Annotated in this window: 11 protein-coding genes and 1 pseudogene; 8 read left to right on the top strand and 4 right to left on the bottom strand. The window is 65.9% G+C overall.

The genetic code is table 11. From position 1 onward, the window contains the following. Window positions 1-14: 14 nt before the first annotated feature. Window positions 15-485 carry an SRPBCC family protein gene (locus AC1U2B_RS04380; protein ID WP_480215825.1) on the bottom strand — a complete coding sequence of 157 codons (471 nt, stop codon included), beginning with the start codon at window positions 483-485 and terminating at the stop codon, window positions 15-17. A 149-nt stretch (window positions 486-634) separates the two neighbouring features. Between AC1U2B_RS04380 and AC1U2B_RS04375 the strand changes: the two genes are divergently transcribed. The 3 genes from AC1U2B_RS04375 to AC1U2B_RS04365 all read left to right on the top strand — a co-directional run bounded on the left by AC1U2B_RS04375 (window position 635) and on the right by AC1U2B_RS04365 (window position 2605). After that, complete coding sequence (locus AC1U2B_RS04375; RefSeq protein WP_480215824.1) at window positions 635-1234, top strand: chitin-binding protein; 600 nt, start codon at window positions 635-637, stop codon at window positions 1232-1234. A 99-nt stretch (window positions 1235-1333) separates the two neighbouring features. Beyond that, window positions 1334-1699: a DUF427 domain-containing protein gene (locus AC1U2B_RS04370; protein ID WP_260938036.1), complete on the top strand. Its 366-nt coding sequence runs from the start codon at window positions 1334-1336 to the stop codon at window positions 1697-1699. Between the two features lie 9 nt (window positions 1700-1708). Next, window positions 1709-2605, top strand: coding sequence for a DNA-3-methyladenine glycosylase family protein (locus AC1U2B_RS04365; RefSeq protein WP_480215823.1), 897 nt, complete (start codon window positions 1709-1711; stop codon window positions 2603-2605). Window positions 2606-2612: 7 nt separating this feature from the next. Here the strand turns inward: AC1U2B_RS04365 and aqpZ are convergent, their stop codons facing one another. Further along, window positions 2613-3317 carry an aquaporin Z gene (aqpZ, locus tag AC1U2B_RS04360; protein ID WP_480215822.1) on the bottom strand — a complete coding sequence of 235 codons (705 nt, stop codon included), beginning with the start codon at window positions 3315-3317 and terminating at the stop codon, window positions 2613-2615. Window positions 3318-3880: 563 nt separating this feature from the next. On the opposite strand from aqpZ, the gene gltB reads away from it, so the two are divergent. After that, the gene (gltB, locus tag AC1U2B_RS04355) at window positions 3881-8488 is read left to right on the top strand and encodes a glutamate synthase large subunit (protein ID WP_480215821.1); all 4608 of its coding nucleotides are present in this window, start codon (window positions 3881-3883) and stop codon (window positions 8486-8488) included. Continuing rightward, on the top strand, window positions 8481-9947 hold the full coding sequence (locus AC1U2B_RS04350; RefSeq protein WP_480215820.1) for a glutamate synthase subunit beta: 1467 nt from the start codon (window positions 8481-8483) through the stop codon (window positions 9945-9947). The genes gltB and AC1U2B_RS04350 overlap by 8 nt, the downstream gene beginning before the upstream one ends. 82 nt (window positions 9948-10029) lie before the next feature. Here the strand turns inward: AC1U2B_RS04350 and AC1U2B_RS04345 are convergent, their stop codons facing one another. Further along, window positions 10030-10734 (bottom strand): helix-turn-helix transcriptional regulator, encoded by a 705-nt coding sequence (locus AC1U2B_RS04345; RefSeq protein WP_480215819.1) that lies wholly within the window; start codon window positions 10732-10734, stop codon window positions 10030-10032. A gap of 76 nt (window positions 10735-10810) precedes the next feature. Between AC1U2B_RS04345 and AC1U2B_RS04340 the strand changes: the two genes are divergently transcribed. From AC1U2B_RS04340 to AC1U2B_RS04330, 3 genes and pseudogenes are all read left to right on the top strand, one after another. Further along, window positions 10811-12517: an amidohydrolase gene (locus AC1U2B_RS04340; protein ID WP_480215818.1), complete on the top strand. Its 1707-nt coding sequence runs from the start codon at window positions 10811-10813 to the stop codon at window positions 12515-12517. After that, window positions 12514-13950, top strand: a complete 1437-nt coding sequence (locus AC1U2B_RS04335; RefSeq protein WP_480215817.1) for an amidase — start codon at window positions 12514-12516, stop codon at window positions 13948-13950. Before AC1U2B_RS04340 ends, AC1U2B_RS04335 begins: the two co-directional genes overlap by 4 nt. Further along, window positions 13940-14833 (top strand): annotated as a pseudogene (locus AC1U2B_RS04330) (nitrilase-related carbon-nitrogen hydrolase); the annotation flags it as partial. The gene AC1U2B_RS04335 and the pseudogene AC1U2B_RS04330, both read left to right, overlap by 11 nt. Before the next feature lie 229 nt (window positions 14834-15062). Here AC1U2B_RS04330 and AC1U2B_RS04325 read toward each other — a convergent pair. Beyond that, window positions 15063-16394, bottom strand: coding sequence for a 9-bladed beta-propeller domain-containing protein (locus tag AC1U2B_RS04325; RefSeq protein WP_480215816.1), 1332 nt, complete (start codon window positions 16392-16394; stop codon window positions 15063-15065). Window positions 16395-16414 lie beyond the last annotated feature (20 nt).

Raw genomic sequence — 16414 nt, 5'->3', positions numbered from 1 at the left:
GCTGAGCCTGACGGCTAGGCGACTTCGGCGCGGGCCTTCAGGCGCTCGAGCGTCAACCGGATGTTTTCCGCATTGGCCGCATCGCGGTCGGCGACACCGGTGAGCGTGCTGGCGAATATCTTCAACAGGCCGGGTCGGTTGTCCCAGGTGGATTCGACGACGCGGCAGCCGCTCGCCGTCTCGGCGATGTCGTAGCGCCAGTGTGCGATGGGCACGATCGAAGACTTCACGGCGAAGCCGAACGTCTTGCCTGGCTCGGCTTCGGTGACGGTGCAGCTGGTGGTCCACGTCTTCGAGCCGTTGCGGTTGTACCCCTTGAACACCGATCCGGGGGCAGCCGACGATCCCTTCTGCCACTCCATGGTGTGAGCCTCCTCGGCCAGCGCTGCCAGCGTGGGCAAATCGGTGAGCAACGCGTACACAGCTGACGGGCTGGCGGCGATCTCGATGGCAGCGGTGACGGTGGCAGGGCCCTGTGCGGTCATGGGGCGATCGTAGACAGACCGGCAAGGGTTCTGGCAAGCGGTAATTGTCGGCGGCGCAACAAGAATGCGCGATTCTGCCGGTAACCGATTGGGGGTATCCCGGCGATATACCGCTTGACGGCACCTTCCAACGAAGGAGTTGGGTTGATATGAGCAAAAAAACATTCGTGGTAGCGACTGCGCTCACCAGTGGGGTGAGCGCGGCGATTATGGGATTGGGAGTCAATATCGCGCAGGCGAAGCCTGGACCGCCCTGCCCGCCGATGCAGGTGTGCAACGGTCCCGGCAATGGGCATGGACCAGGTAGCGGCGGTCCGCCCGGAAACCCCGGCGGACCACCTGGAAACCCCGGCGGACCACCTGGAAACCCTGGCGGTCCGCCCGGAAACCCCGGCGGTCCTGGCGGTCCCGGTGGGCCGCCGCCCGGTAACCCGGGTAATCACGATGACTGGCACCCAGGTGATCAAGGGAACTGGCATCCGGGGGACCAGGGGAATTGGCATCCCCGCCCCGGCGATCCGGGTCCTGGCGACTGGCACTGGCGCCATGGCCCGCCACCATGGGGCCATGGTCCGGGGCCGTGGGGCTGGGGACCGCCGCCGAGACCGCAGATCATCTGGGTGGCGCCGCCGCCGTGGGCACCGCCGCCTCCGCCGTTCGATTACTGGGGCTACACCGTGTACCCGGTGTGGGACCCAGGATTCCTGGCGTGGGGTTTCTGGTTCTTCGGCATCTGGATTGCGTTGTAATCCGTCAGTAGTTGCCGTCTGATGACTGGGCCTGTCACTCGTGACAGGCCCAGCGTCATGTCGGGAATCGGCGCTGCCGAGAAAGGTGTTGCAATGAGCATGACCGAGCGCCCCGTGCTGCAGCCCAGTGCGGCTCACCCCATCACGATCACGCCGACCGGCGGGCGCGTCACCGTCACGGTCGACGGACGTGTGGTTGCCGACACGACTGACGCGATCACCTTGCAAGAGTCGAATTATCCAGCGGTGCAATATCTTCCGTTGGCGGATGTCGACCAATCGGTGCTCACCCGGAGCACCACCACCAGCTACTGCCCATACAAGGGTGACGCCGGCTACTACCACGTTGGCGACGTCGAGGACGCCATCTGGACCTACGAACAGCCGTACCCGGCGGTGGCGGAGATCGCCGGCCGGGTGGCGTTCTATCCGCAGAAGGCCGACATCGTGGTGCGCCCCGCCTAACCTGAACCCGTGCCCACCGCCAGCCTGGTCCTGGACGGCCCGGCCGGCCTGGGCCTGACGTTGTCGCCGCTGCGCCGCGGCGGGTCCGACCCGACCTTCCGGACCGTCGACGGCGTCATCTGGCGCACCAGCCTGATGCGCACCGGCGGGGTGACAGCACGGCTCAGCTCTCCGCGGCTCGATACCGTCGACTGCGAGGTCTGGGGCGACGGCGCCGCGGAGTTCCTCGACCGGTTGCCGGGGCTGATCGGCGCCGACGACGACCCGACGGGATTCGCGCCGACCGAACCGACCATCGCCGAAGCCTGGCGCCGAGCTCCGCACCTGCGGTTGGGCCGGACCGGCCGGGTACTGGAGGCGCTGGTGCCCGCGATCCTCGAACAGCGGGTGCACGGCATCGATGCGTGGAGCGCGTTCCACAAGCTGACCACCAAGTACGGCGCCCCGCCGCCCGGCCCGGCGCCGGCCGGGATGCGGCTGCCTCCGACCGCCGACGCCTGGCGGCGTGTTCCGTCCTGGGAATTTCACCGGGCCAACGTCGATCCCGGCCGGGCCCGGACCCTGGTCGGCTGCGCGCAGCGAGCCGATGCGCTGGAGCGACTGACGCCGGATACCGCCACGACGGCGCTGATGTCGTTGCCGGGCGTCGGGCTCTGGACGGCGGCCGAGACCGTGCAACGCGCCTTCGGCGACGCCGACGCCCTCTCGGTCGGCGATTACCACCTGGCCAAGATGGTCGGCTGGACCCTCTTGGGGCGCCCGATCGATGACGCCGAGATGGTCGAACTGCTGGCGCCCCTGCGGCCGCACCGGCATCGGGCGGTGCGGCTGCTGGAGGTCAGTGGCCTGGCGCGCAACCCGAGATTCGGTGCGCGCCAGGCGATTCCAAACCTGAAGGAAATCTAGTCCCGATCTATTCGTCGGCCTTACCGAACAGCAGCGGGTAGGCGACACCGGCGACCGCGGCTCCGACCAGCGGTGCCAACCAGAACACCCACAGCTGCGTCGGCGCCCCGTTGCCGTTGAAGAAGGCCACGGCGGTGGAGCGGGCGGGGTTGACCGAGGTGTTGGAGATCGGAATCGAGATCAGGTGGATCAGGGTCAGGGACAGGCCGATGGACAGGCCGGCGAACCCCTTGGGTGCCCGGGCATCCGTGGAGCCCAGGATCACGAACAGGAACATCGCGGTCAGGACGATTTCGGTGATGAGCACCGACACCAGGCCGAAATGTTCCGGTGAGTGGTCACCGAAACCGTTCGCCGCCATGTTCCCGGTTGCGGACCAGCCCTTCTGCCCGCTGCCGATCCAGAAGATCACCCCGCCGGCGATCAGTCCGCCGACGACCTGGGCGACCCAGTAGGCGGGCAGCGCCTTCCACTCGATCCGGCGGGCCAGCGCCGCACCGAGGGTGACTGCCGGATTGAAATGACCGCCGGAGATGCTGCCGAACGCGTAGACGCCTGTCAGCACGGTGAGGCCGAAAGCGATTGCGACACCGAGGAATCCGATGCCGACAGAGGTGTTCTCGCTGGGGTTGGCAGCAAAGACCGCTGCGCCGCAGCCGCCGAGGACGAGCCAGAACGTGCCGACGGTCTCCGCCGCCAATTTGTGTGTCATCGTGGGAGCACTCATTTGGTGGAACCCTCCAGTTCGAGTCGAAAAGCCGGGTCAGCAAACCGCCATTCGAGCGTCCCACCCATAGACCGCGCAGCCCGCCGTCGTTGCTGAACAGCGGCTCAAAGGTGACCGGAGGTTGCCCCGCGGGAGCCCTCGAATCTAAGAATCTGAGCAATCTTTGTAGCAAATAACCATTTGATAACAGCCTGCGGAAATGTGATTTACAGCAAACTTAGACGGGGCGTAGTGACCAGTGGTACGGGTGAGCGTCGCCCGGGTGTGACGGGAATCGATTAGCGAAAATGCAAGTGCTCCAATAAAATTGGAACTACCGACGGGTAGCTTTCGAGTGTTGTAAACACTGATCGCAGCAACCTCATTAGGCCTACCTAAGTTGGCATGTCAGGCCGGGTTTGTCATATCGTTTTGTCTCAATCGAGGCGAGCGGGACGGCCCGTCGTTCAGTGCTGCACGCTGGCATACCGTCGCTCAGTCCGCTGGCGCCGCCATAAGCGGCGGTCAAGCGATGCTTCGTAATGAAGATGGTGAAGGGTTAGGTGGGAATGACGCCGCAGCACGGCGGACCCAGCAAGGTCGGGCTGTACAACCCCGCGCATGAGCACGACGCCTGTGGCGTCGCCATGGTCGCGGACATTCACGGACGTCGGAGCCGCGACATCGTCGACAAGGCGATCACGGCACTGCTGAACCTGGAGCACCGCGGTGCTGCAGGTGCCGAGCCGAACACCGGCGACGGCGCAGGCATCCTGCTGCAGGTTCCGGACGAGTTCCTCCGCGCCGTCTGCGCGGAAGAAGGCTTCGAGCTGCCTGCCGAGGGCAGCTACGCCACCGGCATCGCGTTCCTGCCGCAGTCGGCCCGCGACGCCAAGCTGGCGTGCGAAGCCCTCGAGAAGATCGTCGAAGCCGAGGGCCTGCAGGTCCTGGGCTGGCGCGACGTCCCGTTCGACGAGTCGTCGCTGGGTGCCCTGGCGCGTGACGCCATGCCGACCCTGCGTCAGATCTTCATCGCCGGCGCTGACGGCATGCAGCTCGAGCGCCGCGCCTACGTCATCCGCAAGCGGGCCGAACACGAGCTGGGCACCAAGGGCCCGGGCCAGGACGGCCCCGGCCGCGAGACGGTGTACTTCCCCAGCCTGTCCGGCAAGACCATCGTCTACAAGGGCATGCTCACCACCCCGCAGCTCAAGGCGTTCTACCTGGACCTGCAGGACGAGCGGATGAAGAGCGCGCTGGGCATCGTGCACTCGCGCTTCTCGACCAACACGTTCCCGTCGTGGCCGCTGGCGCACCCGTTCCGGCGGGTCGCCCACAACGGTGAGATCAACACCGTCAACGGCAACGAGAACTGGATGCGGGCCCGTGAGGCGCTCATCCACACCGACGTGTTCGGGTTCCACAACGACCTGAACAAGATTTTCCCGGTCTGTACGCCGGGCGCCTCGGACACCGCACGGTTCGACGAGGCGCTCGAGCTGCTGCACCTCGGTGGTCGTCCGCTGCACCACGCGGTGCTGATGATGATCCCCGAGGCGTGGGAACGCAGCGAGACCATGGACCCCGCGCGGCGGGCGTTCTACCAGTACCACTCGTCGCTCATGGAGCCGTGGGACGGCCCGGCGTCGGTGTGCTTCACCGACGGCACCATCGTCGGCGCGGTCCTGGACCGCAACGGCCTGCGTCCGTCGCGCATCTGGGTCACCGATGACGGCCTGGTCGTCATGGCCTCCGAGGCCGGCGTCCTGGACCTGGACCCGTCGACTGTCGTCAAGAAGCTGCGCCTGCAGCCCGGCCGCATGTTCCTCGTGGACATGGCCGAGGGCCGGATCGTCGACGACGAGGAGATCAAGGACAAGCTGGCGGCCGAGCACCCCTACCAGGAGTGGCTCGACAACGGCCTGTTCCACATCGACGACCTGCCCCCGGGTGACTACGTCAAGATGCCGCACCACCGCGTGGTGCTGCGGCAGCAGGCGTTCGGTTACACGAACGAAGAGGTCACCCAGCTGATCGTGCCGATGGCACGCACCGGCGCCGAGGCGCTGGGCTCCATGGGCACCGACACCCCGATCGCTGTGCTGTCGCAGCGGCCGCGGATGCTCTACGACTACTTCCAGCAGCTGTTCGCGCAGGTCACCAACCCGCCGCTGGATGCCATCCGGGAAGAGGTCGTGACCAGCCTCTCGGGTGTCATCGGCCCCGAGGGCGACCTGCTGAACCCGGACGAGAACTCGTGCCGGCAGATCGTCGTACCGCAGCCGATCCTGCGCAACGGTGACCTGTCCAAGCTGATCTGCGTCGACCCCGACCACGAGATCCGGGGCCGCAAGCACGGCATGCGGGCCGCGGTCGTCAGCTGCCTGTACCCCGTCGCCGACGGTGGTGACGGCCTGCGCCGCGCCCTGGAGGACGTGCGCACCAAGGTGTCGCAGGCCATCCGCAACGGCGCCCGCATCATCGTGCTGTCGGACCGTGAGTCCAACGAATGGCTCGCACCGATCCCGTCGCTGCTGTCGACGGCGGCCGTCCACCACCACCTGGTCCGGGAACGCACCCGCACCCAGGTCGGTCTGGTGGTCGAGTCCGGTGACGCCCGTGAGGTGCATCACATGGCCATGCTGGTGGGTGTCGGCGCTGCCGCCATCAACCCGTACATGGCGTTCGAGACCATCGACGACATGGTCGACCGCGGCGTCATCTCCGGTCTGACCAGTGACAAGGCCAAGGCCAACTACGTCAAGGCCGCCGGCAAGGGTGTGCTGAAGGTGATGTCCAAGATGGGCATCTCGACGCTGGCCTCCTACACCGGCGCCCAGCTGTTCCAGGCCGTCGGTATCAGCCAGCGCGTGCTCGACGAGTACTTCACCGGCATCTCCTGTCCGACCGGCGGTATCGACCTCGACGACATCGCGGCCGACGTCGCGTCGCGGCACAGCCTCGCCTACCTGGACCGGCCCGACGAGTGGGCTCACCGCGAGCTCGAGGTCGGCGGCGAGTACCAGTGGCGTCGTGAGGGCGAGTACCACCTGTTCAACCCGGACACGGTGTTCAAGCTCCAGCACTCCACCCGCACCGGGCAGTACTCGGTGTTCAAGGAGTACACCAAGCTGGTCGACGACCAGAGCGAGCGCATGGCCTCGCTGCGTGGCCTGTTCACGTTCAAAGACGGTGTGCGCGAGCCCATCTCGATCGACGAGGTGGAGCCCGCCAGCGAGATCGTCAAGCGTTTCTCCACGGGTGCGATGAGCTACGGCTCGATCTCGGCCGAGGTGCACGAGACCCTCGCGATCGCGATGAACCGCCTTGGCGGACGGTCGAACTCGGGCGAGGGCGGCGAGAACGTCGAGCGGTTCGACCGGGACGCCAACGGCGACTGGCGACGCAGTGCCATCAAGCAGGTGGCGTCGGGCCGGTTCGGTGTCACGTCGCACTACCTGACGAACTGCACCGACATCCAGATCAAGATGGCCCAGGGCGCCAAGCCCGGTGAGGGCGGTCAGCTGCCGGGACACAAGGTGTACCCGTGGGTGGCCGAGGTCCGGCACTCGACTCCGGGTGTCGGCCTGATCTCGCCGCCGCCGCACCACGACATCTACTCGATCGAGGATCTGGCGCAGCTGATCCACGACCTGAAGAACGCCAACCCCGAGGCCCGCATCCACGTGAAGCTGGTGTCGGAGAACGGTGTCGGTACGGTCGCGGCCGGCGTCTCGAAGGCGCACGCCGACGTGGTGCTCATCTCCGGGCACGACGGTGGCACCGGTGCCACCCCGCTGACTTCGCAGAAGCACGCGGGTGCCCCGTGGGAGCTGGGCCTGGCCGAGACGCAGCAGACCCTGCTGCTCAACGGTCTGCGTGACCGGATCGTCGTGCAGGTGGACGGCCAGCTCAAGACGGGCCGCGACGTGGTCATCGCCGCGCTGCTCGGCGCCGAGGAGTACGGCTTCGCCACCGCGCCGCTGGTGGTCTCGGGCTGCATCATGATGCGCGTCTGCCACCTCGACACCTGCCCGGTGGGTGTGGCCACCCAGAATCCGGTGCTGCGTGAGCGGTTCACCGGCAAGCCGGAATTCGTCGAGAACTTCTTCTTGTTCATCGCCGAAGAGGTCCGCGAGCTCATGGCGCAGTTGGGCTTCCGCACCATCAACGAGATGGTCGGCCAGGTCGGCGCGCTGGACACCAGCAAGGCCGTCGCACACTGGCGGGCGCAGAAGCTGGACCTGACCCCGGTGCTGTATGAACCGGAGTCGGCCTTCATGAAGCAGGATCTGTACTGCACGTCGGGCCAGGACCACGGTCTGGACAAGGCGCTCGATCAGCAGCTGATCGCCGAGTGCCGGGACGCCATCGAGTCCAAGGTTCCGGTGAGCCTCGCCATGAAGATCACCAACGTGAACCGCACCGTCGGCACGATGCTGGGCCACGAGGTCACCAAGGTCCATGGCGGCCAAGGGCTTCCGGACGGCACCATCGACATCACGTTCGACGGCTCGGCGGGTAACAGCTTCGGCGCCTTCCTGCCGAAGGGCATCACGCTCCGGGTGAACGGCGACGCCAACGACTATGTCGGCAAGGGTCTTTCGGGTGGACGCATCGTGGTCCGCCCGTCGAAGAACGCGCCGGCCGGTTACGTGGCCGAGGAGAACATCATCGGCGGCAACGTGATTCTGTTCGGTGCCACCAGCGGCCAGGCGTTCCTGCGCGGTGTCGTGGGCGAGCGGTTCGCGGTGCGTAACTCGGGTGCGCAGGCGGTCGTCGAGGGCGTTGGCGACCACGGCTGCGAGTACATGACCGGCGGCAAGGTCGTCATCCTCGGTGCAACCGGCCGTAACTTCGCCGCGGGTATGTCGGGCGGTATGGCCTACGTCTACGACCCGCAGGGTGCGCTGCCGGGCAACATCAACGGCGAGATGGTCGATCTCGATGCGCTCGACGCCACTGATGAACTGTGGCTGCACGAGATGATCACGGCCCATGTCGACGGGACCGAATCGGCTGTGGGACAGCGGATTCTGGCCGACTGGCAGAATCAGAAGGAGCAGTTCATCAAGGTGATGCCTCGCGACTACAAGCGGGTACTGGAGGCGATCGCCGGGGCCGAGGCCGCCGGCGAGAACGTCGAGCACGCGATCATGGCGGCCGCTCGTGGCTGATCCGAACGGCTTCCTCAAGCACACCCACCGCCAGACCCCGGTTCGCCGGCCGGTCGACCTGCGCCTCAAGGACTGGAAAGAGGTCTACGAGGAATTCTCGAAGGACACCCTGCAGGTCCAGGCTTCGCGCTGCATGGACTGCGGTATCCCGTTCTGCCACAACGGTTGTCCGCTGGGGAACTTGATCCCCGAGTGGAACGACCTGGTGTACCGGGACCGCTGGCGTGACGGCATCGAGCGCCTGCACGCCACCAACAACTTCCCGGAGTTCACCGGGCGGCTGTGCCCGGCGCCGTGCGAGGCGTCGTGCGTCCTCGGCATCAACCAGGACCCGGTGACCATCAAGCAGGTCGAGGTCGAACTGATCGACAACGCCTTCGACCAGGGCTGGGTCAAGCCGATGGTTCCGGATGTGAAGACCGGCAAGACGGTCGCAGTCATCGGTTCCGGACCGGCCGGCCTGGCCGCTGCCCAGCAGCTGACCCGCGCCGGACATGACGTGACTGTCTTCGAGCGGGCCGACCGCATCGGTGGTCTGCTGCGTTACGGCATCCCGGAATTCAAGATGGAGAAGCGGCACATCGACCGCCGTCTGGAGCAGATGGAGGCCGAGGGCACGAAGTTCCGCGCCAGCGTGAACGTCGGTGTGGACATCACCGTCGAGCAGCTGCAGGAAGACTTCGACGCAGTGGTGCTGGCCGGCGGCGCGACGGCATGGCGTGACCTGCCGATCCCGGGCCGCGAGCTCGAGGGCATCTACCAGGCCATGGAGTACCTGCCCTGGGGTAACCGGGTGCAGCTCGGCGACGACGTCGTCGACGCCGACGGCCAGCCGCCGATCACGGCCAAGGGCAAGAAGGTCGTCATCATCGGTGGTGGTGACACCGGCGCCGACTGCCTGGGCACCGCCCACCGGCAGGGTGCCGAGAGCATCCACCAGTTCGAGATCATGCCGCGTCCGCCGGAGGAGCGCGCCGAGTCGACCCCGTGGCCGACCTACCCGCTCATGTTCCGGGTGTCCTCGGCACACGAAGAGGGTGGCGAGCGCGTCTTCTCGGTCAACACCGAGGAGTTCGTCGGCGCCGACGGCAAGGTCACCGCACTCAAGGTGCACGAGGTCGTCATGAAGGCCGGCAAGTTCGAGAAGGTCGAGGGTTCGGACTTCGAACTCGCGGCGGACATCGTCTTCCTGGCCATGGGCTTCGTCGGCCCGGAGCGTGAAGGACTGCTGAACGAGCTGGGCGTCGAGCTGACCGACCGCGGAAACGTGGCCCGGGACAACGACTTCCAGACCACCGTGCCCGGCGTCTTCGTCGCCGGTGATATGGGCCGCGGCCAGTCGCTGATCGTGTGGGCCATCGCCGAGGGTCGCGCCGCGGCCGCCGGCGTGGACCGCTACCTGATGGGCGAGTCGGCGCTGCCGAAGCCGATCAAGCCGACGGCTGCTCCTCAGCGATGATCGCTTGCGCGAAGAGCCGATGACACAGCGGTAAAGTCGTACTTCATTCGCCGGTCCCAGGTTTCCTGGGGCCGGCGAACTGCTATTTGAGCCGGGTGACCAGCTCGGTTCGTGAGCGCACGTTCGACTTTCGGTAGATGTGCTGCAGATGGCTCTTCACCGTCGGCACGCTGATGAACAGCGCGCGGGAGATATCGCTGTTGCTCGCGCCCTGTGCCAGGAGTTCGACGACGTCGCGCTCGCGGGCCGACAAGCCCCAGTGTTCTGGTACCGCAGCAGGATTCGGCGCACTCGGCAGTTCGCCGAGCATGCAGTAAGACTGTTCGACGAACGCGTGAGACTTCTGCAGGAACCCGATCTCGTCCTTCGTGAAGTCGCCGTCCTGCGCGCTCTTCAGCAGCGAGATGCCGGCGACGATGCGGCCGGCATGGCGGAGGTACAGCTCGGCTTCGTACCGGTAACCCATCGGGCGGAAGAACTCCGCGTAGTAGTCGGTGCGGTCCAGACGTTGTGCGAGGTCGTCCGAGGTGGCGAGGTCCGCGCCGGTCCCGGCGAATCTGCGGGGATGGAACGGGTCGAGCTCGTGAAAATAGCCGTTGTAGCGGCCGTTCTCCTCGGGGTGGATTCGGTCGAACACGTGCTCGCCGGCGTTCATGCCGTGATCCACCGAGTAGAAGACCAGACCCGAGACCCGGACGAACCGGGACAGGAACCCCATGGTGTTGCGCTTGAACTGAATGTTGCGCTGGACCGGGTGATCGGTGAAATCCGCGGCGACCACCGACATCTCGCACTCCTCGATACCCGTACTTCATCCTTTGGGATGATTCTCCCCAGGGTAGGCCGCTCATAGAGTTTCGCGTGTGAGCAGAACAACATTGATCCGGTCTTCGAAGATTCTGACCTTCGACGAGACCAGGCCAGTCGTCGAGGCCGTCCTCGTCGAGGACGGCGTCATTCGCGAGGTCGGCAGCTTCGCGGAGCTGGACAAGGGCGATGCCGAGATCATGGATGCCGGCGACGCGGTGGTCATGCCAGGACTGATCGATACTCATCCGCACGTCATGCATTTCGGGGCTCTGCGCGGCGGCCTCGTTGATCTGAGCGACGCCGTCGACCACGCGGACATCATCGAGCGGATCCGGGCCCGTGCCGCCGATACCGCGCCCGGCGAATGGATCTTCTGTACGCCCGTCGGTGAAGCCCATTACTTCATCCGCCGGTCCTGGCGTGATCTTGCCGAACGGCGTTTGCCGGACCGTCATGTCCTCGACCTCGCCACGAGCGAGCATCCGGTGCTCATCCAGGCGTGGGCGCCGCGGACGCCGAACATCGTGGCGTTCAACAGCGCCGGCCTGCGCGCCGTGGGGCTGTCGGACTTCATCCCTGATCAGGTGTGTGACGTCGAGATCGACAAGGACGAGGCCGGCCGGTTGACCGGCATCCTGCGCGGACCCGTCAACAACTACTACACATACGACCCCTTCTGGGGCCAGATTCTGCTCAAGCTCCCACCGATGGATCCGGCTCACGCCATACCCGGCGTCGTCGAGGAAATGGCGCGGTTCTCCGCCAACGGTGTCACCACGCTGTACGAGGGGCACGCGATGGAGCCGGTTCATCTCGCGGGGTATCAACAGCTCCGTGCTGCCGGGATGCTCACCATGCGGGTGCAGGCGACGCACGACGTGGAGTCGGCCATCTTCTATCCGTTCGATCCGTTGTCGCTGGCGGATTTCAATGAGCGCCTGAATTCCCTTGCGCCGCAGTCGTTGGACCTCTCCGATGACCTGTTCCGCATCGCCGGCATGACCATCAGTCCCGGTGGGCCCTGCTTTGCAGGCCATTTCGCGATGCACGAGGCGTATTCCGATCCGTTCGGGCGGCCGACCAAGGGAAATCGCTTTGTCTCGCTGGAGAAGGAAGAGGCGTTCGTCCGGTTCTGTGCGCAGCACGGCATCAGGGCGAACATCTGTGTCGGCTCATACCGGGAGCACGACGACTTCCTCGAGATCGCCGAACGCGTGGTGCGCGAGTACGACTTCCGGGACAAGGCGTGGATTCTGCAGCACGCCATCACGATCAGTCCCGATCATGTGCGCCGGTACCAGGCCCTTGGTTTTCAGGTCACGACGTCCGTCGGATTCGCGTGGGGCAAAGGCGCGATGTACGACGAGCGCATCGGTCGTCACATCTGGCGCGACATGGTGCCGCTGCGGCGGATGCTCGACGCGGGTCTCGAGGTCTGCGGTGGATCGGATTGGGGGCCCAAGAACCCGTGGGAGCAGATCGCCCTGGCGCAGACACACGAAATCGCGGGTACCGATCTCCGCAACGACGGGCCAGATCAGGTCATCACGCGCGCGGAATCGCTGGCCATGTGGACGACGAATGCCGCGAAGGTCCTGGGCTGGAACGAAATCGGGTCCATCCGGCCGGGCAACCACGCAGATCTGATCTTCGTCGATCGGGATCCGTTGACCTGTGGTGTCGAGGATCTGAAGCAGACGCGCGTCCATCGAACCCTGTTGGCGGGGAACGTTGTTCACGATGACGGAGCCCTGGCGTGAAGCCGAGCGAGTACGCGGGATACGACGCGACCGGACTTGCCGCCCTGATCCGTGCCGGCGAGGTATCGGCGGCCGAGGTGCATGACGCGGCCCGCGCTGCGATCGAGGCCGTCGACGCGACGCTCAACGCCGTCGTCTCGGGGCCATGGGATGCGCCGCTTGCCTACGACTCCGCGGGGACATTCGCGGGGGTTCCCTTTGCGCTCAAGGATTTCGCGATCCGCGCGGCCGGAGTCCCGACCTACTTCGGCAGTCGCCTTGCCGGGGCGGGGGTGGTGTTTCCCCACGACACCGCGCTGATGACACGGTTCCGCGCGGCCGGCCTGGCCACGGTGGCGTCGACCACGACACCGGAGTTCGCGTTCAACGGAAACACCGAACCCGTGGCGCACGGGTCGACCCGGAACCCGTGGGACCCGACGCGCAGCGCCGGCGGTTCCAGTGGTGGGTCGGCGGCGCTGGTCGCCGCCCGCGCCCTGCCGATCGCACACGCCACCGACGGCGGCGGCTCGATCCGAATTCCCGCTTCCGCCAACGGCTTGGTCGGATTGAAGCCCAGCCGCGGACGCGTGTCTCCGGGGCCGGATGAAAGCGAGCCGCTGTCGGGGCTGGGTGTCGAATTCGGGCTGACCCGGTCGGTACGTGACTGTGCCGCACTGCTTGACGCCGTCAGCGGTCCGGTTCCCGGCGACAAGTACGTCGTTCGTGATCCGGTGCGACCGTATGTCGAGGAGTTGAACCGAGAGCCCGGCAGGCTGCGTGTCGCCATCCATACCGAGTCTTGGGCCGACGGCCCGGTCGACGAGGAGGTTGTCGCTGCGGTCACCGCCGTCGGGGCAGCGCTGGAAGGTCTGGGGCACCACGTGGTTCCGGACTCGCCGGTGTTCGATTGGGAGCAGTTCGTCGACGCCAACCTCCCGGTGTGGAGTGTGTCGCTCGCCGAGGGAATCGACGCCCTCGCAGCGGCTTTCGGCACCGCACCTGGCCCGGACAACCTCGAGGCCACAACCCTGGCGTGCGCCGAATACGGCCGCCGCGTCACGGCCACACAACTCGGCGCCGCCCTTGCCGTCTTCAATCGGGTATCCCGCTCCGTCGGTTCGTTCTTCACCGAATACGACCTGCTGCTGACGCCCACGCTGAGTGCACCGCCGCAGCTGCTGGGGGAACTCGACGCCAACGACGCGTCGCTGACGCCTGAGCTGTGGATACAGAAGCTCCTCGGCGTGTGTTCCTTCACGCCGCTGTTCAACGCCACCGGGGGACCGGCCATCAGCCTGCCGCTCGGCTGGACCTGGTCGGGGCTGCCCATCGGTGTGCAGCTGGCCGCGCCCATGTGCGACGAAGGCACGCTGATTGCTGTTGCGTCCCAACTGGAGACAGCCATGCCGTGGGCTGATCGGATGCCGGGGGTGAACGCCAGTGGGTGCTGAGAGCAGGACGCCGATAGCGCCGTATCTGGCCGTGGGCCTGTCGACGGTGGTCCGCAACATCGAACGGCGAGCGCAGATTCAGGCGAACCTCGACGTCATTGAAGACACGATTCATGCTGCGGTATCGACGGTTTCGATCAACATGCCGGTCAAGCTGGTCGCGCTCGCGGAGGGCGCGCTGACCGGCTTCGGCGACGAAGCATTCGACATCCCGCACGTGCAAGCCGCGCGCGAGATGTTCATCGACATCCCCGGTCCCGAGACCGAACGCCTCGGCGCACTGGCCCGAGAGCACGGCGTCTACCTCATCGCGCAATGCAAGGCGCGATGGCCCGAGGTGATGCCGGACCGCTACTTCAACTCCATGATCATCATCTCGCCGGCGGGCGAGGTGGTGCACCGAGCGACGAAGAATCACGTGTGGTGCCGCGAACGCTCCTGCACGCCGCACGACGTGTACGACCGGTGGGTCGAACTGTTCGGCGACGGGCTCGACGCGTTCTACCCGGTGCTGCGCACGCCGGACATCGGGACGATCGGGACCATCTGCTGCAGCGATGGTGAATATCCGGAAGCGGTACGGGCGTTGGCATTTCAGGGCGCGGAGGTGGTGTATCGGCCGAGTGAGGCGGTACCCATGACGCAGGCCGGTCCCGATCCCGGCGGCACGTGGCTGCTGCAGAACCGCGCCCACGCGCATTTCAACAGCCTCTACATGGTGTGCCCGAACACCGGTCCGGTCTACGCGACGCAGGACTCGGCGCACCCCTTCGACATCGCGGGCGGCAATTCGCACATCGTCGACTACAACGGGGCCGTGCTCGGCCACACCATCTCCGGATTCAACTCGGTCGTCGCCGGGGTGATCGACATCGAGGCGCTGCGCCAGTTCCGGGTGATGAACCTGAACTCCAACTGGCTCAAGGACCTACGCACCGAACTCTTCCGCGACATGTACGACGCACCGATCCACCCGAGGAATCTCTGGCTCGACCAAGAGCCGGTGCTGCATGCCGAGGCCGACGAGATCTACCGGGCGAACATCGCGCGGCTGATCGAGCGCGGGGCCTACACGCTGCCGGCGCACCGGTTCCCGGGTGCCGGCATCGCACCTACCGGTTGACGAGAGAGAACAGTTCGGTGCCGTCATCAGACAACCGAACCAAAGTGTCGCCGAGCCGTTCGACCGTGCCGAGAGAGCCGGGCGGCCTCGGAATCGTCCATGCCAATTCGCAGGTGGTGAGGTTGTAGGCCTGGGCCAGTGGCTGTCCGACGGCCGCATTGTCACTGCCGGTAGGTGCTCGGACAATCACGGCTCCGTCGGTACCACGGTAGTCGGAGAAATCCAGCGGGCAGGGTTTCCCTATTGCACCGGAAGGTATGTCGTGAGCGCGGTATACGTAATGCAAGCTGTTGGTCTCGTCGCTGATCCACAGCCTGGTGCCGATCAGGTATGTGTTGCGTGGGCTGCGGCTGGGCATCGCCAGCAGCTTGCGTCCGCGCGTGTCGTATATCGAAAGGACGTGGTCTAAGCCCAGAACTTTCAGCAGGTTCCCTGTTACATCGGTCAACCACCCCTTGATTCGTCTGTCGTTGATCGGATTTCCCTTGCGATCAAAGAGTTGGACGAATCGGTGGCCGGACTCGGCGTCGAAGTCGCCGGCGAAGCCGCCCTCGAAGAAGTGATGGCCGGAGAAGACTGCATCGGAGGGAACCCGAGGCGACCATTGACGGCCATCTTTGACCGAGAACATCACGATGCCGCCGTGTCCTTTGCCGCCGAACGCGATGTCGTCGGCAGTCGAACCAAGGCCGTCACCGAAACCAGGTACGAACCATGTCTTTTCTGCGTGCCTGCCAACCCCGTATGCGCCGATCCCCTTCTCCATCGCCACCAAGTAGTTCGGCGTGCGATCCACACTGGGCTGCGCTCCGTAATGCAACCGAAGCTCGGTCGGTCCGGTGTAGATGAGGGTGCCGCTATGTCCGTCGATGACCCAGGCTGTCGCGGGCGCGACGATGGGGTCCGAGATGCATACGACGTCGGCTCCATTGGGAAAACACCTGGGTGTTTCCCGTGTTTTGCCCATCGGCACCGCCGGAAACAGCGGACGGCCACTGGTGCCGTCGATCCCCGCAAGCCACCACTGTTCTGGGGGGCCGGGTGTGCTGGCCAGCAGGTAGGTCCGACTCGAGGTGGTCTTGATGACGGGATATTCCCACGAGTCTTTGCCTGCGTTGATCCGCGCTTCAGCAGGCAACCCGAGGTCTGCGATACCGGTCCGCCATCCCGGTATGGGTTGCCGCTGCAGTGGCGACAGCAGCGCCTGTTTGGGCGGCGTCCATTGCGATCGTGCCCACGACTCGGCCCCGCCGAGAAACCACCACCAGATTCCGCCGCCGGAGACCACTGTCAACACCGTCGCGATGGCAGCGATGATCAACGGCCAGCGGCGTCGTCGTG

The organism is Mycolicibacterium sp. P4_G11 (assembly GCF_056555145.1).
This window is presented reverse-complemented; position numbering and strand designations above follow the sequence as displayed.